Here is a 19,755-nt window from a genome sequence, read left to right as displayed (position 1 = left end):
ACGATTGTCGCCCAACCCACGATTTGCATAAAGGAGGCTTCACCGATTCTCATCGGTCATATTCTTTAACATAGAGGCCCAGAAATCGGCTTCGTGCAGAAGCCCCGAACGCGGTTCCGCTAGACGTTGTCTTCCAGGTCGACCTGCATCAGATACACGTTCTCGCGGAGGCGTTTGGCGGAGGAGCGGCAGAGCTGGCCGTCCTCGTAGCGGGTCTGTATCTGCTCGAGTTCCAGGCGCAGGCCCAAGCGCTCGATATCCACGGCCTTGTCGGCGGTGTTCGTGAACGCGGTGATGGAAGGGTTCGCGTTGCGCAGGAGCGTTATGGTGCGCTGGTACTCCATGACCAGCGCGCTCACGTCCTCGGCCGGCTCGTCGCACTCGGGCGAGGTGAGCATGGCCTGCAGCTTCTCGATGACGTGCTCGGATCCGCTGATCTGCAGCGCGCGGATGGCCTGGGTGCGCTCGGTGGGGCTCACGCCGGGCAGGCCGCTGAGCAGCCGGTGCCAGCCCGTGCGGGCGAGCGCGCGCAGGCGCAGGTAGGCGTTTTGCAGCGACCAGCGTCCCGCGTGGTGCTTGAGCAGGTTCTCGATGTGCGCGAGGCGGCTGAGGTACTGGTAGCCCACGATGGGGTAGACCTCCTCGCTCTCGATGAGCTTCAGCACGTAGTCCTGCTCCCATTCCAGGGCCCGCAAGCGCAACTCGGTGTTCGGCTCGTCCACGATGTCGTTGCTTCCCTTGATGCGCGCGATGCGCTGGTTGTACGAATGGATGACGGTCTGCGTGGCCGCGCGGTTCTCGATGGTTTGGCGTGCCGCCAGCTCCTCTATGACGGAGCGCAGTATCTCCAGGCTCACCTGCGTCTCGTCGCAGCGCGCGTCCTCGTCGGTCAGGGGCTTCTTCGGTGCCAAGAGGGGCACCACGAACGTGGCGAGCAGCAGCGTGACCACGATCACGCCGCAAGCCAAGAATATGATGAGCTCGCGCTGGGGGAAGGCCACCATGCCCTTCGCGGGGTCGAGGTAGTACAGCGGTATGGTGAGCACCACGGCCAGCGTGATGGTGCCCTTCGGCCCGGCGAGCGCCATGACCAGGGCCGAGTGCAGGTCGGCGCGCCAGCCCGGTTTCCGATCGGCGGGCTCCTTGCGGCCATGGACCCGCTCCATGGCGAACAGCCACACGAAGCGCACCACCACGTAGATGAGCGTGAGCAGCAGCACGTAACCGATGAGCATGCCGTTGTCGATGCTCACGTCGTCCCAGGTGCTGCGCATGGCCTTCGGCAGCTGGGTGCCCAAGAACACGAACACGATGCCGTTCAGAGCGAACGACAGCACGCGCCATACGCTGGACGAGACGATGTTCATGCGCGAGATGGACGGGCCGATGGTGCGCGGGGAGATGACGTTCACCAGGCCGGCCGCCACCACGGCGATGATGCCGCTCGTGCCGAGCGCGTTGGCCACCAGGTAGACGATGAACGGCGTGAACACCTCGAACAGCACGTGGAACGTCGTGTTCTCCAGCCCCCACGAGCGCACGCGGCGCACGAGGAAGTTGCCGAAATAGCCCAGCGCCACGCCGATGATGATGCCTCCGAAGAAGCTGACCACGAAGTCGAGCGACGCGTTCAGCAGCGAGAACGTGCCCGTGGTGGCTGCGGCGATGGCGAACTGGAACGCCACGATGCCCGAGGCGTCGTTGATGAGCGACTCGCCCTCCAGGATGCTCTTGTTGCGCGGCGCGATGTCCGTGTCCTTGGACAGCGAGGCCACGGCTACGGCGTCGGTGGGGCCGAGCGCCGCGCCCAGCGCGAAGGCGGCGAACAGGCTGATCGAGGGTTCCAGCCATTCGACGGCGAAGCCGATGATGAGGGCCGTGACCACCACCAGGCCGATGGCCAGGGACAGCACCGGGCGGCGGTTCTTCCACAGGGCGCCCTTGTCCACGTTTTTGGCCTCGTCGTACAGCAGGGGCGCGATGAACATGACCAGGAACAGATCGGGATCGAGCGTGATGTTGATTTGCGAGGAGGCGAACAAGGCTATGAGCAGGCCCAAGCCGATTTGAATGAGGGGGGAGGATATCTTGGGAACGAGCTGGTCGATGACGGATGAGAGCAGGACAGCGGCGAGCATGAGCAGTGCGAGCATGAGCGTTTCCAAGGGCTGTCCTCCTTCGAATGCGAGTGCGTTTGAGCGTCGGCCGATCGGCTCGACCCCTTCATTGTAACCGACCGCGCCGCACGGTCGGTTCTGGAAGACGAGGGTTTTTCGTGTTGGTTACGTTGCGGTTCGACCCGGCGCTTCGGCCTGCACGAACGCGACGCTTGCCTTAATATAGAGCGTGTAGGCCACGGCCGCGGTCGAGGCCAGCACGAGGTCGCGCTCGAAGTCTCCCGCCTCCTCGCCGCTCGCGAGCCCGCGGGGGTTCGACGGCACGGGGCCGAACAGCGCCCGGACGGCCGCTTCGAGGGCGTCGCAGTAGTAGTCGTAAGCCACGCGCGTGTCGAACGTGGCGATCTGCCGGCGTATGAGCAGGTCGATCTCGGACAGCGAGAACGTTTGCTTGAGCGTGCAGATGACCACGAGGTAGGCCACGTGGGAGCGCGAGTACTTCTTGCCGGCCGCGCCCGCGAGCACGCCCTGCTTCACGTAGTTGTTCACCATGGAGCGCGTGATGATCTTCTCGTGCGGTTGGTACAGGGGTGCGAGCGTCTCTTCGAGAAAGCCCACGAGCTGGTCCATGTACAGGTCGATGCGGGGAATCTCCTCGTAGCGGGGGAGATGCAGTTCGAGGAGCCTTTGGGCGTAGGGCGTTGCGCTGACGTCTCTCATGTGCCGTGCCTTCCGTTCGTGCGCTTGCGTGACTCCGAGCATACCAAGAGATGCTTTTTGCGTCAATTCACGTAACCGCTTGACATAGTAATTGCAAGTTTATAATCTAGTTTCAATTACTAGATTGAGCTCGACCAGGGAAGCAGGCCATATGGAATCCAGCCGCATAGCGCTCGTCGTCGATTCGTGCACGGACGTTCCGCCCGAGGACGTGGAGCGCTACGGCATGTACGTCGTTCCGCTGCAGGTGAACTACGAGCGCGAGACGTACCTCGACAAGGTCACCATCACGCCGCAGCAGGTGTACGACCGTTTCGCGGAGGAGGTGCCCACCACGTCCACGCCCACGCCCGCCGTGGCGCGCGAGGTGCTGGAGCGCGTGGTGGCCGACGGTTACGGGCATGCGGTGATCGTGACCATATCGAGCGGGCTTTCCGCCACCTACGATCTCATGCGCTCGGTGGCGTCGGGCATGGCCGGTCTGGAGTGCGCCATCGTGGACACGAAGAACATCGGCATGGGGGCGGGGCTCGTGGCGCTGGCCGTGGCGCGCATGCTCGCGGCGGGCGCGTCGCTCGACGACGTGCGGCGCGAGAGCGCGCGAATCGTGCGCGACACCAAGGTGTTCTTCTGCGTGGACACGCTGGAGTACCTGCACAAGGGCGGGCGCATCGGCAACGTGACGTACGCCGTGGGCAGCTTGCTGGACATGCGGCCCGTCATCACCTGCAACGAGCAGGGCGTGTACGTGACGGTGGCGAAGGCGAAGGGCCGGCGCCAGTCGCTCAAGAAGGCCATGGCGGCGGCCGAGAAGTTCGCCGCCGGGTTCCCGCGCTGCTCCATGGCCGTGGTGAACGGCGACGCCGCGGACGAGGCCGCGGCCGTGCGCGCCGAGCTGGGCGCGCGGGTGCCCAACGTCGATACGTGGTACGAGGGGCAGATCAGCCCCGTCCTGGTGGTGCACACGGGGCCGGGACTGATCGGTATCGGCGTTTGCGGCGCGTAAGGCAAAGGCCAAGGCTCGACGGCGCTCTGCCCTGTCAGCCCATGGGACAATAGATGCGCCCTCCGATGACGAAGAAAGAGAACCCCCGCCTCGCCAGCCGACCAGTTGTCGTTCCGGGCGAGAACGCGAAGGTGCGCTTCGCCCTGTCATCCTGAGCGGAGCGCCGCAGGCGCGTAGTCGAAGGATCTCCGCCACCAGAGAAGTTTTCCGTTGTTGAAGATCCTTCGACTGCGGCGCTACGCGCCTCCGCTCAGGATGACAACATGCGTCAGGCGAGGGGCAGACCTATCTCCACGGTGAAGCCCTCGCCGGGGGCGCCGTCGAGGGCGATGGAGCCCCCGTGGGCTCGTGCGATGCGGTCCACCAGCACGAGGCCCAATCCGTGCTCGGCCGTGGCGGTGGAGCTGGGGGAGCCCACGGCGCAGCCCGAGGCGCTCGCGGCGGTGCGCGAGCGGGCGAGGCGCGCTTCGAGGGCGGCGAGGTCTTCGCGGGAGATGCCCGCGCCGTCGTCGGCCACGCTGATGACGGCGGAGCCCACGGGCTCGGCGGCCGCGGCCGCCGCCGGACTCGCGTCCGCGTCGCGTCCGCCGCCCGACGCCTTTTCCGACGGGCACGCCGATAGCCGCACGGACACGCTGCAGCCGCCTTCGTTGTGCAGGCGGGCGTTGGCCAGAACGTTCTCCACGGCGCGGGTCACCAGGCGCTCGTCGCCCAGCACCACGGCATCGGCCGCGTCATCGTCCACCTCGAGCTCGATGGGGTGCGCCTCGTCCAGCCCGTCGTTCGCATGCGCGGCCACGACGGAGCGCAGCGTGCGTGCGAGGTGGATGCGCTCCAAATCGAGCGGCTGCATGTCGTAGTCGAGCCGCGAGGCCGTGTTCAGGTCGGTCACCAGGTCGGCTATCCGCAGGCCCTGCGCACGGATGACGGCCGCCTGGGCGCGCACGTCCTCGGGCACGCGTTCGTCGTGCGCGACGGCGTCGGCGTAGCCCATGATCATCGAAAGCGGCGTGCGGATGTCGTGCGACACGCCGCGGATCCAGTTCGCCCGCGCCGCGTCCTTCTGCTCGAGCAGCGCCGACGCCTCGGTGATGCGCTCGCCCACGTCGGCCAGGTCGCCTTTGAGGCGCAGGGTGGACGGGCGACCCTCCGACAGGTTGTCGAGCGCGCCCAAGATGGGCGCCACGGCGCGCTGCGTGCGGCGGCGCGACACGAAGTACGCGACGAAAAAGATGGCCAGGTCAACGGCGAACAGCAGCAGCACGTACAAGGGCAGGTTGCGTATGGTGGACTCGGGAAGGGCCATCGTCATGTGCCAGTACGTGTCTTTCGGGAAGCCCACGACGAGCAGGCCGTCGTCGCGGCTCCAGAAGAACGCGGGGCGGTCGGCCAGCGTGCCGTAGTGGGCGGCCATGGCCGTGTCGGCGGGCGTGAACGAGCGCGGCACGTCGGCCGGAACGTCCTTCTCCCACACCGCCGCTCCCGCGTCGTCCACGAGCAGGGCCCATGCCCCCTGCTCGGCCAGCACGTCGCCTGCCTCGGGCGAGAGCGCGTAGGCACCATTGTCCTCCTGCGCGAGCCCCGCGTCGACGGCGCGCACCGTGGTGATGGGGGTGCCGTCGTTGAAGTTGTTCTCCGACTCGCTGTAGGCGATGGCCGCGTACAGGAAGAAGTCGACCACCACCACGAGGAACGCCAGCAGCAGAAACGCCAGCAGCTGCTTGGTGAAGAAGCGCGGGAAGCTGGTCTGCGCGCCGCGGTTAGCCTTGTCGGAGCGTCTGCTCACGGGAGCCTCATCGCTTCACCAGCTTGTATCCCAGTCCCTTCACGGTCACGAGGGACGCGGGCCTCGAGGGGTTGGCCTCTATCTTCTCGCGCAGGCGGCGGATGTGGGCCATGAGCGAGTTCTCGTAGCCGAACGACGTGCCCCAGCACGCCTCGCACAGCGCGTCGATGGTGACGATGCGCCCGGCGTTGCGCGCGAGCACGCTCAATATCTCGTGCTCCTTCGCCGTGAGCAGCACCGTGTCCCCGTCGGCGCGCTCCACCTCGGCCGTGGCGAAGTTCACGCGGCTCGCCTCCAACTCGAGCAGGGGGTTCTCCTCGGCGTAGCAGCGGCGCAGCACGGCGGCGATGCGCAGCACGAGTTCCTGGGGCAGAAACGGCTTCGTCAGGTAATCGTCTGCCCCCAGCGACAGCCCCGACACGCGGTCGAAGGGCTCGTCCTTCGCCGTGAGGAACAGCACGGGCGTCGAGGCGTGCGCGGGACGCTCGCGTATGTGCGCGAGCAGCTCGAAGCCGTCCATACCCGGCAGCATCACGTCCAAAACGAACAGCTGGTAAGCGCTCTCGGGAGACGCCGCGCGCTCGTCAATGCAAGCCAGCGCCTCGGTACCCGCATGCGCCACGTCCACGTTCGAGAACCCTGCGCCGTGCAGGATGGTCGCCACCATGTCCGCAAGCTCCGCCTCGTCGTCCACCAGCAAGATGCGCTTGTCCTGCAGATGCCGCTCCACGCCGCCGAACCCGCCCGCCATAGCCATGCAAGCCCCTTTCTCTCATCCCGCATTATGTCACACCCGCTCGTCGAGGAAGGGCGATTCCCCCTCCCTCGTAAGGCAAATGCAAGGTTCGGTAAGGAAAACGCAAGGCTGGGAGCGGGAGCCCGTAAGGCCGCCTGCGTAGACTTTGGTTACACGACGAAATCGGCCATGTGAGTCGGCATTCGCTCGGCACGATGTCCGCACCGAATCGGCTTTCGTAGGGGCGATCTCCTGATCGCCCCGTTCCGGCGCAGCCGGAAAACCAGCCGAAGGCCGCCGTTTTCGCGCTTCGTGCGAACGGGCGCTCTGGAGAGCGCCCCTACGGGGTCAACCGGAAGAGTTACCCAGACAAGAAAAGGAGCAGAAGCATGCCAACGGGAAAGCACGCAGGTCAACCGAATCCAACCGTGGTGGAGGTGCGCAACGTGAGCAAGCGCTACGGCGTCCAAGGGGGGAAGCGGTCGGACGCCAGCGTCACGCAGGCGCTCGACGGGGTGAGCTTCGCCGTGGGGTCGGGCGAGTTCGTGGGGATCATGGGCCCCAGCGGCTCGGGCAAGTCCACGCTGCTGAACTGCCTGGCCACCATCGACGCGCCCACGAGCGGCCAGATCGTGGTCGGCGGGCGCGACGTCACGGCTCTGCGCGGCAAGGAGCTTTCCGCCTTCCGTCGCGACGAACTGGGTTTCGTGTTCCAAGACGCCAACCTGCTGGACACGCTCACGGCCTACGAGAACATAGCCCTCGCGCTCACCATCCAGAAGGTTCCGGCCCGTGACATCGATGCGCGGGTGCGCGCGGCGGCCGCGCAGCTGGGCATAGCCGACGTGCTGGGCAAGCACCCCTACCAGATGTCGGGCGGCCAGAAGCAGCGCGTGGCCGCCGCGCGCGCCACGGTGACGAGCCCGAGCCTCGTGCTGGCCGACGAGCCCACCGGCGCGCTCGACTCGAAGTCGGCCGTGCAGCTGCTGGAGTCGCTCGCGTACCTGAACGAGCTGGGCTCTACCATCCTCATGGTCACGCACGACGCCACGTCGGCCAGCTACTGCGGCCGCATCGTGTTCATCAAGGACGGTCGACTCTACGGCGAGCTGCGGCGCCAGGGGGCCGCGCGCTCCGTGTTCTACCACAAGATCGCGGACGTGGTGGCCGACATGGGCGGCGAAGGAGAGGAGGCCGCCCATGCTTGCTAGGCTGGCGCTCGGCAACGTGCGCAAGTCCGTCGCGGACTTCGGCATCTACTTCCTCACGGTGCTTCTGGGCGTGGCGGTGTTCTACGCCTTCAACTCCATGGCCGCGCAGCAGGGCGTGCTCGCGTTCTCCGAGACGCAGAGCAAGATGTTCGACCTTTTGGGCATGGTCATCGGCGGCGTGTCGGTGTTCATCGCGTTCGTGCTCGTGTTCTTGGTGGTGTACGCCAACCGCTTTCTGGTGAAGCGGCGCAAGAAGGAGTTCGGCCTGTACCTCATGCTGGGCATGCGCACGGGCGATGTGGTGAGGATCGTGGCGCTGGAGTCGCTCATCGTGGGCGCGGCGTCGCTCGTCGTCGGCCTGGCGGTGGGCGTGGGACTGTCGCAGCTTCTGCTATATGTGACTTCGGCGCTGTTCCAGGCCGATGTGGCCGCCGCGAGCGGGTTCGCGTTCGTGTTCTCGGCCGACGCGCTGGCGAAGACGGTCGCGGTGTTCGCCGCCATCTTCGTGCTCGCGGCGCTGTTGAACGCGCGCACGGTGGCGAAGGCCCGGCTCATCGACCTTATGCATGCCGAGAGCAGGGTCGAGGACATGAAGCTCACCAGCCTGCCGCTTTCCCTCGTGCTGTTCGCGGTGTCGGTGTGCGTCATCGGCGTGTCGTACAAGCTGCTCGTCGACAACGGGCTCATGGAGCCGTCGCCCGAGTTCGCGGCCGCCACGGTGCTGGTGTGCGTGGGCACGGTGCTGTTCTTCTACGCGCTGTCCGGTTTCTTGCTGAAGCTCGTGCAGCTCGTCCGGCCGCTGTATCTGCGGGGGCTCAACATGTTCACCCTGCGCCAGCTCAACGCCAAGGTGAACACGACGTTCGCCACGCTGTCCATCGTGTGCCTCACGCTGTTCCTGGCCATCACCAGCGTGTGCGGCGGCATCGGCATCCGCAACGCCGTGGAGGGCAGCTTGGAGAAGGGCACCGCGTACAGCGCGACCGCCGTCAGCGTGTTCGGCTCGTTCGACGCCGAGGCGGGCTATGCGGCCGACCCCGCCATCGAGCTCTATGCGCGGTTCGCCGAGGAACAGGGCTACGACATGGCCGCAGGGCTGCGGAAGAGCGCCGAGACGCTAGATGCGGGCGACTTCGACGCGCTCGTGCGGGACACGGCGCAGGTCGACCAGTACGTCGACGTTTCCGACGCGCTCACCATGGGGGACGTGGAGGCGGCCAGCGGGCTGTCGCTTGCGGACACGGCCGGTACGTCCGTCAACCCCGGCTACGTGCGCTATCCGGTGTGCCTGACCAAGCTTTCGCAGGTGAACGAGGCCCTCGAACTGGCGGGCAAGGAGCCGATCGATCTGGGGGAGGGCGAGTGCGCGGTGATGAGCGACTCCGACATCACGTCCGAGTTCTATCGCGACATGGTCGAGCGCGGCACGGTGCTGCCCGTGAGCGGGCGCGATCTGAGGGTGGCGAGGTTCTCCGGCGAGTCGCTCATGACGGTGCCGTTTCCCCTGAACACGGGCACGATCGTGGTGAGCGACGACGCAGTGCCCGACGCCGCCGTCATCCTGCAATCGACGCTGGACGTGCAGTGCGCAAGCGACGAAGACGAGTGCGCGCTCGGCGAGCTGCTGGCTGCGGTTTCCGACACGAACGATCCCGACACGTGGCCCCTGTCGAACACGTTCACGCGCGCCGAGGTGTACGAGCAGAGCCTGAGCCTGTCCACCGTAGTGGCGTACCTGGCCATCTACCTGGGTTTCGTGCTGGTCATCGCCTGCGCGGCGATACTCGCCATCCAGCAGCTCTCCGACGCGTCCGACAACGTGCGCCGCTACGGCCTGCTGCGCAAGCTCGGCGCGCCCGAGGGCATGATAAACGGCGCCCTGTTCGCGCAGGTGCTGGTGTACTTCCTGTTCCCGCTGCTGCTGGCCGTGGCGCACGCCTGCTGCGCGCTGGCGGTGGTCACCGACGTCGTGGCCGTGTTCGGGCACCTGGACATCGGCTCGATGGCCCTCACCTGCGCGGCTTGCTTCCTCGCTGTGTACGGCGCCTACTTCGCCGTCACCTACCTCGGCGCCCGACGGATGATCCGGGAGTAGCCCGCGCCGCCGGGGTGACGGCCACGCGGCGTCCGGGGCGCACGCTTTTCGCCCATATGTTACGTTTCCGGCCCCCGGCGGGCGGCGCGGCGCTCCGGGGACGGGCCCGGTTCCCCCGGGCGAGCCGGCGCGCCGCCGTGAACAGGCGTTATGGAAAGGGCTGCGGAAGCCGAGGGGAAGCCGGGCCTCCGCGCGCCTCCGCTCAGGATGACAACCTTATCCTAAAAGGGGACTGTCCCCTTTTAGGACATTTTCGCTGTCACCTCTGCGCGCCGACGGCGAACGCCTGCGTGATGCCCGCACCAGCAACGTCGACAACGAACAGGCACGACGGGTCATCGAGCACGGAGTCGGGGACGATTTTGATTATCGTCACCCGCTTTGTCTCGCCGGGCTCGAACGACAGTGCGCACGGGTTTGCGCCTTTGAGGTTCTCGCCCCCGTCACCGAAGTAGAGTGCTTCGTTGAGGGCGTTGAACGTCGCGTTTCCCTGTCCGTCAACGACGGCGAACTCGCCCAGGCCGAGTTCGCGCAACCGCTCGGAGTTCAGCGGCAGCTGCCGGGCTTCGGCGGCCTCGTTCGTCACGTTCATGGTGACGGTCGCGAACGAGAAGCCGTCGCTGATCTCGCGCGTTTCCTCGTCGATGCGGTAGCCATGCACCTGCTCGCTGATCCTGTTCGCATAGGCTGCGTCTGTTTCGCCGAGGACGTCTTCCAGCGCGAGCGCCTCTGGCAGCGCGCGTGTGCGCTCGACAGCGGGAAAGGACAGGGAGAACGAGGCCGTGCTGCCGTCCTCGTCTGACACGAACGCCCGATCGCCGGGCTCGAGCCGCGCCCCTTCGGTGACGGCGAGCGCATGGCCGTCTCGCTGCGCCGGCTTGACGATGGGCTGACGGTCGAGGGTCATGGCTGGCATGACGTTTGCGGCGTATTCGTTGGCTTGGGATAGATCGCCCGCAAACGGTTCGCTATTTGTTTCGATGATGATGCCGTATAGCGTGTGCACGAAGGTTTCGCCTTCTCTCAGGCTCCCGCGGTCTTGAACGATTTCGGGTACTACCTGATGCTGCCTCCCTCCCAGGCTTTCCGTGCTTGCGGAAACGGCTTTCATGTCGGCGGCGTGCAGCTCGATGACTTGCGTGGTGCAGTGACCGTCCTCGAACGTGACGGTGACGGTGAGCGTTTGTCCGTCGAAGAGGTCGACTGCGGTATCGATGGGGAACACCCCCGCTTCTTCGTCGTAGTCGTCGTTCGTCCATAGGCCGAAGCTCGTCGTGCCGTCGGCTATGCCGGGTTCCTCGGCGCTGGTCACGTCGATGGTGGAGCCGAATATTTTGGCAAGGTTGACGCCGGCGAGCTTGCCGTGCGAACCCTCTGACACGCCGCCGGACTTGCCTATGGGCACAACGCTGTCGTATGTGCTGAAGTACGTTCCCATGCCGCGCTTCGTCGGTTTCCAAGAGAGGGCCTCGGCCCACTTCTCGGGTTCCTCCTCGTTTGTGCATAGCTCGGTGGTGAAGCGGTACAGACGGCCGTGCGAGACGTTCATCTGCACGCGGGCGATACCCTCACCTTCAACGCTGAACAGGCAGCCGGTGTAGTATCCCTCGGTTTTGTACCGCTCGCCTTCGTACATGCCGTTGCTTAGGTCGCGGTCGAAGACGATCATGTCGTCCTCGCTCGGCTCGAGAACCGTCGACCGGTCCGATGCCCAGGCCTGCACGGAGAACCCGCAGCGCGCGGCCGCCTCGTCAAGGGCGATGGAGGACGTTGCGGAAGATCCGCCGTGCAGTGCGGAGGTGAGCGCCGGCACGCCGGCGACGACGAGGGCGCCGGCCACGAGGCAGGCAGCGGCCGGAAGGGCCCAGCGGCGGGCGAGGGCCGCGGCTCCGGGTGCGCGCTTCGCCGGTTGGGGCCTGCGGCGGGTCGGGCGCCTTGTCGGCGCGGCGTGCGATTGCGCGGCGCGATTTTCGCCGCCTGCGGCATCGGCCTGTAGGGCTTCGGCCACGACGCGGTGCTTCAGTTCGGGGGAGGCCTTGATGTTGTCCTGTGCGGCGGCCAAACGCTCGCGGAATTCATCCTCGTTCATGAGTGCGCTCCTAAATCGATCTTGAGGGCCTTGCGTGCGCGATGGAGGTGGGATCGGACGGTGGCGGGGCGCTCGCCGGTGATCTGGGCTATCTCGTCGGTTGCGTACCCCTCGTAATAGTGCAGCAGCACGGCCGTGCGTTGCTTGTCGCTCAGGCGGGCGAGGGCGGCTTCCAGCTCGTCGTCGCGTCCTTCGCCGTCTTCCGGCACGGGCTGCGTGCGCAGGCGCTCCATGCTTTCGTCGTCGAGTTCGGTGCGACGCTTGTGCCACGGGCTGCGCCGCAGGTCGTGGCAGCAGTTCACGGTCACATGCAAAAGCCACGCCTTCAGGTGCTCGTCGTCGCGGAAGCGCTTCCCGCTTTGGTGTAGGCGCAGGAACACGGTTTGCATCACGTCCTCGGCGTCGGCGCGGTTGCCCGTGCGCCGCGCCGCCAGCCCGTACACCGTGTCGCCCCAGCGTGCGACGGCATTTTCGAGCCGTGCCGCCGCTTCTGCGACGCGTCGGTCGTTGCGGCTTTCGGCGTCGCCGGGCCCTTCGATGCTCGGCACGCGGCCGAGGGGGTCGGGGCTCGCAGCGCGCTCGGGAACGTTGCGAATCGCGGTGCTCGCGGACATGTCGTCGTGCTCGCATCTGCCGTCGCGCGAGGGCCGCGCCGCGTCCGGCCGTCCTCGCGCCGCGCCGCCGAAGCTCGCCGGCATCGCCATCTCGCCTGATTCGTCCATATTCCATCTCCTCTCCCCACGAACACGGAGAAGGGGTTGCCTTTTGTTGCGGTTTTAAAAAGAGACTGTATCAAAAGTTGCCGTAACGCGCGCTTGTCGGCTGTTCTGCAGGGGGGCTGTATCAAAAGCAGTCAAACCGTGTGTTTTCGGCATCGCTCTTGTTGGGCAAGGGCTTTGCCCTTGCCGATGGCTCGCGGAAACGCTGCCTGTCGAACGGCAAGGGCAGAGCCCTTGCCCAACAAGAGCGGAGAATCGGCCTTTCTGATACGGCCCTGTTCCGGCAAAACCGGAAAGCGGCTCGCAGCGTCGGCGGCTTCCACAGGGACGCTCTCCAGAGCGCCCGTTCCGGCGCAGCCGAAAAAGCAACTGCGGGCCACGTTCTCGCGCTTCGCGAGCGGGCGGGGCAAGCCCCCCCCTACGAAGGGCGTTTCGACGGCTTTTAACGCACTCCCTGCAATGCGGCCGCCGCTGTTCGCACCGCAACGCCCGCTTCGCTTCGCGCGTGCGCGCGTCCTACAGCGGAAGGCGATTCGAAAAGCACCACGCCGCGGTAGCTTCGCTTCGCGCGTGCGCGCGTCCTACAGCGAGGCGCCCAAGGCGCGGGCCTCGTCGAGGGCGGGGTTGCCGGCTATGTCGCCCGCCCGGTACACGCCGCCCACCAGCACGCGGCCCGCGTCGCGCCAGCCCATGCGCTCGCACAGCGTTTCGTAGTAGGAAACGACGGGAGCGAAGTTGCGCTCGGTGTCCTCCTCGGCGGGCATGAGCAGCGCGCATTCCTTGCCTCCCGCCTCCGCCGCCGCTACGGCCGCGGCCTCGCCCCCTGCCGCCGCGGCCCGCATGCCCGCCTCCATGAGCGCGAACAGGCGGTCGAGCGCGGCCTTCATCTGCGCCGTGAAGCTCCAGCAGTACATGGGCGAGGCCAGCACCACCACGTCGGCGGCGCGGTAGGCGGCGTAGACGGCGTCCATGTCGTCCTTCTGCACGCAGGGGCTGCTCGCATCGGCACCGCCGCCCAAGCAGCCGCGGCACGGCGCGACGTCCATGAACGCCACGTCGAACCTCGCCACGGCATGGCCCGCCCGCTCGGCTCCCTCCTCGAACGCGTCCACGAGCGCCGCCGTGTTCCCCTCGCGGCGCGGGCTTCCATTCAGCACCAGCACGCTCTTTTCCATGGCCTCCGCCTTTTCTCGTCTGCTTCGGGTCTTTCCGTTCGCGCGCCGTTTCCCGCCCGCCGCGTGGCCCTCTCCGTTGCCGCCGATTGTACCGTGTCCGCCCCAGCCGTGCCGCGACGGTTTTCAAATCGCACGACGAGGCGCCGGCAGGGGCATCCCGGTCAGCGCCGTGCGGGATCCTCCGCGCCCCCGCTTCGCGGTCTCCCTGCGCTCGCTTCGTCCGCTCAGGATGGCAACGCGCTGGCTTGCGCAATGTCAGCGGTGGTTTAACATAGAGCATCCTCCCATTCGGTGCAAAAATCACCGACGTCCCCCGCTCGAAGCGGGTTCCGATGGCCTTCGCCACGCAAGCGCTTGCTCGCTGAATGAGTTTTCGCAGGTCGCAGCATTCCGAGCAAGGAGAAGTCTTGTCAGAAGGTCCGACGCTACGGGGGCATCGGTGATTTTCGTGCAATTCGGCCCCGATCCGCCGTCAAACCGCCATCGGCGTACCGCGAGCCGATGCGTCGTTGCCATGGGCGGGCGGTGCGTCCGAAGGTCCGGCGGGCTGTCGAGCTCCCGAGCACGCGGAGCGGGCGCGGGGAGGCCCCGCGAAGCGGGGGCGCGGAGGATCCTGCGCGGTGCCAACCGGAGGCGCCCCGGCTGCCGTCGCGCGGAATCCTTCTGCTCCGCCGGCTCGCGCCGCCTCCGCTCAGGATGACAATCCGGCCGGGCGCATTTCATGTCGGTTCAACGGCGGATCGCCCCCTGTCCGCCAATCTGGGTTTACGCAGAGCAATACCGTCGCAATGGCCATTATTTCGATGCGCGAACCCTTTCAGCGGCAAGCGCAGAGCATTCCGCGCCTCCTGTCTCCATAAAGCATGGTCGCACGTTTTGCGGCATCGCTCCTTTGGCGCGCCGGGGAGTCTTCTTCCGCGCCCGAAACGCACGCATATCGAAAAACACTGGAATGCTGGGTTGCCGTTGTTGGCTGTCGCAGGCATGCCGGCGGCCGGTGTGCTTTGCCAAGGGCAATTCAGCGGAGCGGCGGGGCTTCACGCGAAGGGGTGCGGCTTGAAGGCTGCGGGAGGGCAAAAGATCAGAAGGGCCTTCAGCGGGGCACGGTGCCGATGGTCCGCACCGTTGCTTGCGTTCACGCCCTCCGTCCACGCGTGCGTTCGCTCGGGCGCCGTCGTTTCGCTGCACGTCGGGCGGGGAGGGAGTATACTGCTACAGCAGGCTAAAGCGGCTCGGCTTCCACGCAACGACGACGCGGTTCCTCCTGCGCGACGACAGCCCTCGGCCTCACCTTACACACGAGAAGGAGAAGAACCATGCGCTACGTCCATTGCTTGAACAACATTTCCTCGCACGGCACCGATCTGCTCACCGACTCCTACGAGCTCACCGACGATCCGGCGAAGGCGTCCGCCATCCTCGTGCGCAGCGCCGCCATGCACGACATGGAGTTCGGCGACGAGCTGCTGGCCATCGCGCGCGCGGGGGCGGGCGTGAACAACATACCGCTCGATCGCTGCGCCGAGGACGGCATCGTCGTGTTCAACACGCCGGGAGCCAACGCCAACGCCGTGAAGGAGATCGTGCTGTGCGCGCTTCTGCTGGGAAGCCGCGGCATCGTGGACGGCATCGCGTGGTGCCGCGACAACGCGGGCGACGAGAACATCGCCAAGGCGGCCGAGAAGGCGAAGAAGGCGTTCGCCGGGCGCGAGATACTGGGCAAGAAGCTGGGCGTGATCGGCCTGGGCGCCATCGGCGCCGAGGTGGCCAACGCGGCCGTCGCCCTGGGCATGGATGTCTACGGCTACGATCCGTACGTGTCGGTGGGCGCGGCCTGGCGCCTCTCGAGCGCCGTCCATCACGTCACGAACCTGGACGACCTGTTCCGCACCTGCGACTACCTCACCATCCACGTGCCGGCCATGGAAGGCACCATCGGCATGATCGGCGGGCGCGCCTGCTCGCTCATGAAGGACGGCGCCGTGGTGCTGAACTTCTCGCGCGACACGCTCGTGGACAACGCCGCCATGGCCTCCGCGCTGGCATCGGGCAAGGTGGGGGCCTACATCACCGACTTCGCCACGCCCGAGGTCATGCAGATGGAGCACGCCATCGTGCTGCCGCACCTGGGCGCGTCGACGGCCGAGGCCGAGGACAACTGCGCCGCCATGGCCGTGCAGGAGATGATGGACTATCTGGAGAACGGCAACATCAGGAACTCCGTGAACTACCCGGCGTGCGACATGGGCGTCTGCCCCGAGGGCATGAGCCGCGCCGCCGTCATGCACAAGAACATCCCGAGCATGATCAGCCGCGTCACCGACGTGTTCGGCGAGGAAGGCGTCAACATCGAGAACATGACGAACAAGTCCCGCGGCGACGTGTCCTACACCATGCTCGACCTCGACCAGCCCGTCCCGGACACCGCCGTGGCGAAGCTCGAAGCCCTCGAAGGCGTCCGCCGCGTGAGGGTGGTGTGCTAGGAGCCAATACCTGCATCCGCCCGCCTGTTTCCTTGGTTCGCGGCGGCCATGGCTTTTCCGTTGAAGAAGAGAGGGCCGACATAGCCGGCCCTCTCTTCACGTTGTTGGGCAGACGATCCGGCCCTCGACGCCTTTTCTCGCTTTGCGGGAACCGGGCGCGAGCGGTCCGGCTCCAATCCGTTTGCTCGAAACCTTGGTCGCCGGTCCGGGGGGGGGGTGCGCTACGCAACAAAAAAAGGCCAGCCGGTTTTGCCGGCTGGCCTGTGGGTTTTCGATGGTGGACCGTCGGGGACTCGAACCCCGGACCTTGGGATTAAGAGTCCCCTGCTCTACCAACTAAGCTAACGGTCCAAAGAAAAGATATGTCAAAGTGCGCAAAGCGCTGGGTTATCTTAAAGCATGCAACCTGCGATTGCAAGCCCTAATTTCAAAAAGCGCGCTGGGGTGGCTAATCGGACTCGAACCGACGACCTCCAGAGCCACAATCTGGCGTTCTAGCCAACTGAACTATAGCCACCAAGGCGCAAGGTGGAAGTATACGGATTTTCTTCGCCGAGCGCAAGAGGATTATGGACAAATTGTATCAGCCTTGCTGCAATTGGGCGTTGATCGGCCTATTTCGAGTAGTATAGACACCCGGAACGTCGTGTTTTCGCGGTCGGACGCAGGTTGGCGCTGCGGTCCCGCCCGCAGCGCGACGCGAGCCCCGGCGTCGCGCAAGCGAGCGCGGCCGCCATCACCACCATCATCGAGGAGCGGCACCACGTGGAAAAGCAATCATCTGAAAAACGATTCGCCCTCTTGATCGACGCCGACAACGTGTCGGCGAAGTACATCAAGCCCATCACCGACGAGCTGTCGAAGTACGGCACCGTCACCTACAAGCGCATCTACGGCGACTGGACGCTCACGCTCCACGCCAAGTGGAAGGACGCGCTGCTGGAGAACTCCATCACGCCCATCCAGCAGTTCGGCTACACCCAGGGCAAGAACGCCACCGACTCGGCCATGATCATCGACGCCATGGACATCCTGTACACGCGCTCGGTGGAGGGCTTCTGCATCGTGTCGAGCGACAGCGACTTCACGCGCCTGGCCAGCCGCATCCGCGAAAGCGGCCTCACGGTCATCGGCATGGGCGAGAAGAAGACGCCCACGCCGTTCAGGAAGGCGTGCGACATCTTCACCACGCTGGAGCTTCTGCTGGGCGACGCGGGCGGCAAGTCCGGCGGCCGCGGCAAGGGCCGGAGCGACCAGGCCGGCGCGACGAGCGGCGGCTCGGGTGCCGGCACGGCCACCGCGAGCAAGGACGAGATCGAGCAGGCCGTGGTGAACATCATCACCGACAACCAGAACAACGGCAAGTCCACGGGCCTCGGCGAGGTGGGCAGCCGCCTGCTGAAGCGCTACCCGGACTTCGACGTGCGCAGCTACGGCACGAACCTGCTGTCGAAGCTGCTCGACGAGTTCCAAAGCGTCCAGATCACGAAGGACGGCAGCTCGGTCACGGTGGAGCTGGCGGGCGACGACCGCGAGCGCAAGAACGGCCACGGCAAAGACGCCGCGCACGGCAACGAGGCCGCGCGCGCGGACGTTCCGGCCGAGGAGCCGCAGGCGCCGAAGGGGGAGGCGTCCGACGCGCAACCCGCCGAGGACGCATCCGCGGTGCCGGTCGATGCCGCGCCCTCCGACGTCGAGGCAGCCGCATCCGACAACGCATCCGACAAGCAGGACGTTCCCACGGACGACGCGGAGGTGCCCGAGAAGAAGCCTCGTCGTTCGACGCGCATGGCGGCTCGTCGCGCCGCGCAGAAGGGCGCGGCGAAGGCCTCCGTCGAGCAGGCGCCCGACGCGAAGGCGGTCTCCGACGCCCCTGCGTCCGAGGAACGGCAGCCTGCCGCTACGCAGCCCGAGACCGTCGAGCCCGAACCTGTCGAGGAGGCGGCTCCCGTCGACAACCGGCCCGGCCGCGCCGCCCGCAAGCGCGCGGCGGCCGCTTGGGCCGATGCGCTGAAGAGCCGCAAGCCCGCCAAGGCGGCGCAGCCCGAAAAGGCGCCGGCGGAGCAGGGCGCTCCCGTCGCCGATCAGGTTGCCAAGGCGCCGGCCGAGCAGGAACCCGCCGCGCCGGCGAAGCGCAAGCCGGCGGCCAAGTCCGCCAAAGCGGCGTCCCCGAAGGCTAAGGCGTCCCAGACCGCCCCGAAGGTGGTCGAGGCCCCGGTCGAGGAGCCCGCGCAGCCTTCCGAAACTCCGGTTCCCGCGAAGGCGGCGGGGAAGCCCGCAGGAAAGGCGCAGTCGAAGCGCCCTTCCTCGAAGGCGTCCTCCAAGCAAACGGCCCCGAAGGCGTCGCCGAAGCAGCCCGCGAGGGCGAAGGCGCCCGCGAAGGCGGAGCCCGCTCCAACCGACCCCGAGGCGTTCATCCGCCAGGCGGTGGCCGATGCGGAGCCCGACGGCATAGCGCTGGCCACGCTCGGCAAGCGCGTGCGCGGCAAGTTCCGCACGTTCAAGCTGCGCGATCTGGGATACGCCCAGTTCCGACCCTACCTGGTCGACATGGCGGGCATCGACGTGGAAGAGCGGGACGGCCAGTTCTACGCCCGATTGGCCAAATAGGCGCTTCTCCGCGCCGTGCGCTGATGACGTTTTGAACCGCATGGGCGCCGGCGAAGCTCGGTGCGCATGCGGTGAGCGCGGCGGACGATCCGCGCACGGCATCGCGGTTCGCCAGGGTGCCGGGGCTGCCCACGGGCCTCGATGCGAGTCGCGTGGCGGTCAGCTGGGCCCCCTCGGGGCTTCTCGGGCGGCTTTCTGCTTCCGGCCGCAGCCTTTTGCGCCTCGCGTGTCCACGAAGCCTTAACCGCTTGTTGACGGGCGACGGGCGTTTGTCCGTCCGTGGTATCCTGCCGTCGAGACACCCGTTAGATCGAGAAGGATGCATCCATGAAGAAGATACTCATGATCGTCGTGGCCGTGGCGCTCGTCGCCGTCGGCGTCGTGGGCACGCTCGCGTTCCAGCGCGCGTTCGAGCCCAGCGTCAAGCTCACCACCACGTCCATCCAGGAGCAGCTTTCGAACTCGAGCGAGCTGGCCACGGCCAAGCTCGAGTACCGGGGCCTTGTGCGCTACGAGAACGGCGACATCGACTTCATCAACAAGAAGGGCTTCACCATGGTCTACGACGCCGAGGTGCGCGCGGGCGTCGACCTGGCGCAGGCGTCCGTCGACGTGAGCGGCCGCACCGTCACCGTGCGCCTGCCGCAGGCGCAGCTTCTGGGCATCGAGATCGACCCGAACTCCATCGAGTTCTACGATTCGGCGTTCGCGCTGTTCAACTGGGAGAACAAGCAGGACACGGCCGAGGCCCTCAAAACGGCCCAGACCGATGCCGAGGAGCGGGTCAACCAAACCGGCATGATCGAGCAGGCCAACGAGCAGGCCCGCACCCTCGTGGAGAACCTGCTGCACCCGTTCACCGTGGGCGACAACGCCTACACGTTGCAGATCGTGGACGCGTAACCTCGTTCCCGAAGCCGAAAGACCCCCGCAGGGGCGGCCAGCAGGCCGCCACCGCGGCGAGCGCACCAAGCGCCTCCGGCTTCGCAAGCACCCGCCATCCCGCCT

13 protein-coding genes and 2 tRNA genes are annotated in these 19,755 nt (G+C 66.7%); 6 read left to right on the top strand and 9 right to left on the bottom strand.

Features of this window, described 5'->3' with window-relative positions:
* Positions 1–119 precede the first annotated feature (119 nt).
* The gene (locus HCH03_RS12275) at positions 120–2,165 is read right to left on the bottom strand and encodes a Na+/H+ antiporter (RefSeq protein ID WP_221689735.1); all 2,046 of its coding nucleotides are present in this window, start codon (positions 2,163–2,165) and stop codon (positions 120–122) included.
* 117 nt (positions 2,166–2,282) lie between these two features.
* On the bottom strand, positions 2,283–2,837 hold the full coding sequence (locus HCH03_RS12270) for a DUF1836 domain-containing protein (RefSeq protein ID WP_221689734.1): 555 nt from the start codon (positions 2,835–2,837) through the stop codon (positions 2,283–2,285).
* A gap of 151 nt (positions 2,838–2,988) precedes the next feature.
* On the opposite strand from HCH03_RS12270, the gene HCH03_RS12265 reads away from it, so the two are divergent.
* Positions 2,989–3,843, top strand: a complete 855-nt coding sequence (locus HCH03_RS12265) for a DegV family protein (protein ID WP_221689733.1) — start codon at positions 2,989–2,991, stop codon at positions 3,841–3,843.
* 268 nt (positions 3,844–4,111) lie between these two features.
* Here the strand turns inward: HCH03_RS12265 and HCH03_RS16450 are convergent, their stop codons facing one another.
* Together HCH03_RS16450 and HCH03_RS12255 are read right to left on the bottom strand one after the other, a co-directional pair.
* Entirely contained in the window at positions 4,112–5,629 is a 1,518-nt protein-coding gene (locus HCH03_RS16450) for a sensor histidine kinase (protein ID WP_221689732.1), read from the bottom strand.
* 7 nt (positions 5,630–5,636) lie between these two features.
* The gene (locus HCH03_RS12255) at positions 5,637–6,386 is read right to left on the bottom strand and encodes a response regulator transcription factor (protein WP_438821627.1); all 750 of its coding nucleotides are present in this window, start codon (positions 6,384–6,386) and stop codon (positions 5,637–5,639) included.
* 368 nt (positions 6,387–6,754) lie between these two features.
* On the opposite strand from HCH03_RS12255, the gene HCH03_RS12250 reads away from it, so the two are divergent.
* Together HCH03_RS12250 and HCH03_RS12245 are read left to right on the top strand one after the other, a co-directional pair.
* Entirely contained in the window at positions 6,755–7,576 is an 822-nt protein-coding gene (locus HCH03_RS12250; protein WP_221689731.1) for an ABC transporter ATP-binding protein, read from the top strand.
* On the top strand, positions 7,566–9,671 hold the full coding sequence (locus tag HCH03_RS12245) for an ABC transporter permease (protein ID WP_221689730.1): 2,106 nt from the start codon (positions 7,566–7,568) through the stop codon (positions 9,669–9,671). Before HCH03_RS12250 ends, HCH03_RS12245 begins: the two co-directional genes overlap by 11 nt.
* A gap of 259 nt (positions 9,672–9,930) precedes the next feature.
* Here the strand turns inward: HCH03_RS12245 and HCH03_RS12240 are convergent, their stop codons facing one another.
* From HCH03_RS12240 to HCH03_RS12230, 3 genes are all read right to left on the bottom strand, one after another.
* A complete protein-coding gene (locus HCH03_RS12240) occupies positions 9,931–11,760 on the bottom strand; it encodes a hypothetical protein (RefSeq protein ID WP_221689729.1) in 1,830 nt (609 codons plus the stop codon).
* A complete protein-coding gene (locus HCH03_RS12235; RefSeq protein WP_246600006.1) occupies positions 11,757–12,482 on the bottom strand; it encodes an RNA polymerase sigma factor in 726 nt (241 codons plus the stop codon). The genes HCH03_RS12240 and HCH03_RS12235 overlap by 4 nt, the downstream gene beginning before the upstream one ends.
* 578 nt (positions 12,483–13,060) lie before the next feature.
* Positions 13,061–13,654 carry a flavodoxin family protein gene (locus HCH03_RS12230; protein WP_221689728.1) on the bottom strand — a complete coding sequence of 198 codons (594 nt, stop codon included), beginning with the start codon at positions 13,652–13,654 and terminating at the stop codon, positions 13,061–13,063.
* Between the two features lie 1,316 nt (positions 13,655–14,970).
* Between HCH03_RS12230 and HCH03_RS12225 the strand changes: the two genes are divergently transcribed.
* Entirely contained in the window at positions 14,971–16,137 is a 1,167-nt protein-coding gene (locus tag HCH03_RS12225) for a phosphoglycerate dehydrogenase (RefSeq protein ID WP_221689727.1), read from the top strand.
* A gap of 275 nt (positions 16,138–16,412) precedes the next feature.
* Here HCH03_RS12225 and HCH03_RS12220 read toward each other — a convergent pair.
* Together HCH03_RS12220 and HCH03_RS12215 are read right to left on the bottom strand one after the other, a co-directional pair.
* Positions 16,413–16,488: transfer RNA gene (locus tag HCH03_RS12220), tRNA-Lys, on the bottom strand.
* Between the two features lie 89 nt (positions 16,489–16,577).
* Positions 16,578–16,654, bottom strand: a tRNA-His gene (locus HCH03_RS12215).
* A gap of 152 nt (positions 16,655–16,806) precedes the next feature.
* Here HCH03_RS12215 and HCH03_RS12210 point away from each other — a divergent pair.
* Positions 16,807–18,747: an NYN domain-containing protein gene (locus tag HCH03_RS12210; protein WP_246600005.1), complete on the top strand. Its 1,941-nt coding sequence runs from the start codon at positions 16,807–16,809 to the stop codon at positions 18,745–18,747.
* 327 nt (positions 18,748–19,074) lie between these two features.
* A complete protein-coding gene (locus HCH03_RS12205; protein WP_080143353.1) occupies positions 19,075–19,650 on the top strand; it encodes a DUF4230 domain-containing protein in 576 nt (191 codons plus the stop codon).
* Positions 19,651–19,755: the final 105 nt, after the last annotated feature.

Source organism: Gordonibacter massiliensis (ex Traore et al. 2017) (assembly GCF_019731765.1).
Lineage (GTDB): Bacteria > Actinomycetota > Coriobacteriia > Coriobacteriales > Eggerthellaceae > Gordonibacter > Gordonibacter massiliensis.
Note: the sequence above shows the minus strand (reverse complement) of the source record. Positions and strands in the feature narration are given on the sequence as shown.

What these genes read in the sequence shown, in the direction of transcription:
- HCH03_RS12270 (WP_221689734.1), bottom strand. Translation starts at nt 2,837, where the DNA reads ATGAGAGACGTCAGCGCAACGCCCTACGCCCAAAGGCTCCTCGAACTG.
- HCH03_RS12265 (WP_221689733.1), top strand. Translation starts at nt 2,989, where the DNA reads ATGGAATCCAGCCGCATAGCGCTCGTCGTCGATTCGTGCACGGACGTT.
- HCH03_RS12255 (WP_438821627.1), bottom strand. Translation starts at nt 6,386, where the DNA reads ATGGCTATGGCGGGCGGGTTCGGCGGCGTGGAGCGGCATCTGCAGGAC.
- HCH03_RS12250 (WP_221689731.1), top strand. Translation starts at nt 6,755, where the DNA reads ATGCCAACGGGAAAGCACGCAGGTCAACCGAATCCAACCGTGGTGGAG.
- HCH03_RS12245 (WP_221689730.1), top strand. Translation starts at nt 7,566, where the DNA reads ATGCTTGCTAGGCTGGCGCTCGGCAACGTGCGCAAGTCCGTCGCGGAC.
- HCH03_RS12240 (WP_221689729.1), bottom strand. Translation starts at nt 11,760, where the DNA reads ATGAACGAGGATGAATTCCGCGAGCGTTTGGCCGCCGCACAGGACAAC.
- HCH03_RS12235 (WP_246600006.1), bottom strand. Translation starts at nt 12,482, where the DNA reads ATGGACGAATCAGGCGAGATGGCGATGCCGGCGAGCTTCGGCGGCGCG.
- HCH03_RS12230 (WP_221689728.1), bottom strand. Translation starts at nt 13,654, where the DNA reads ATGGAAAAGAGCGTGCTGGTGCTGAATGGAAGCCCGCGCCGCGAGGGG.
- HCH03_RS12225 (WP_221689727.1), top strand. Translation starts at nt 14,971, where the DNA reads ATGCGCTACGTCCATTGCTTGAACAACATTTCCTCGCACGGCACCGAT.
- HCH03_RS12205 (WP_080143353.1), top strand. Translation starts at nt 19,075, where the DNA reads ATGAAGAAGATACTCATGATCGTCGTGGCCGTGGCGCTCGTCGCCGTC.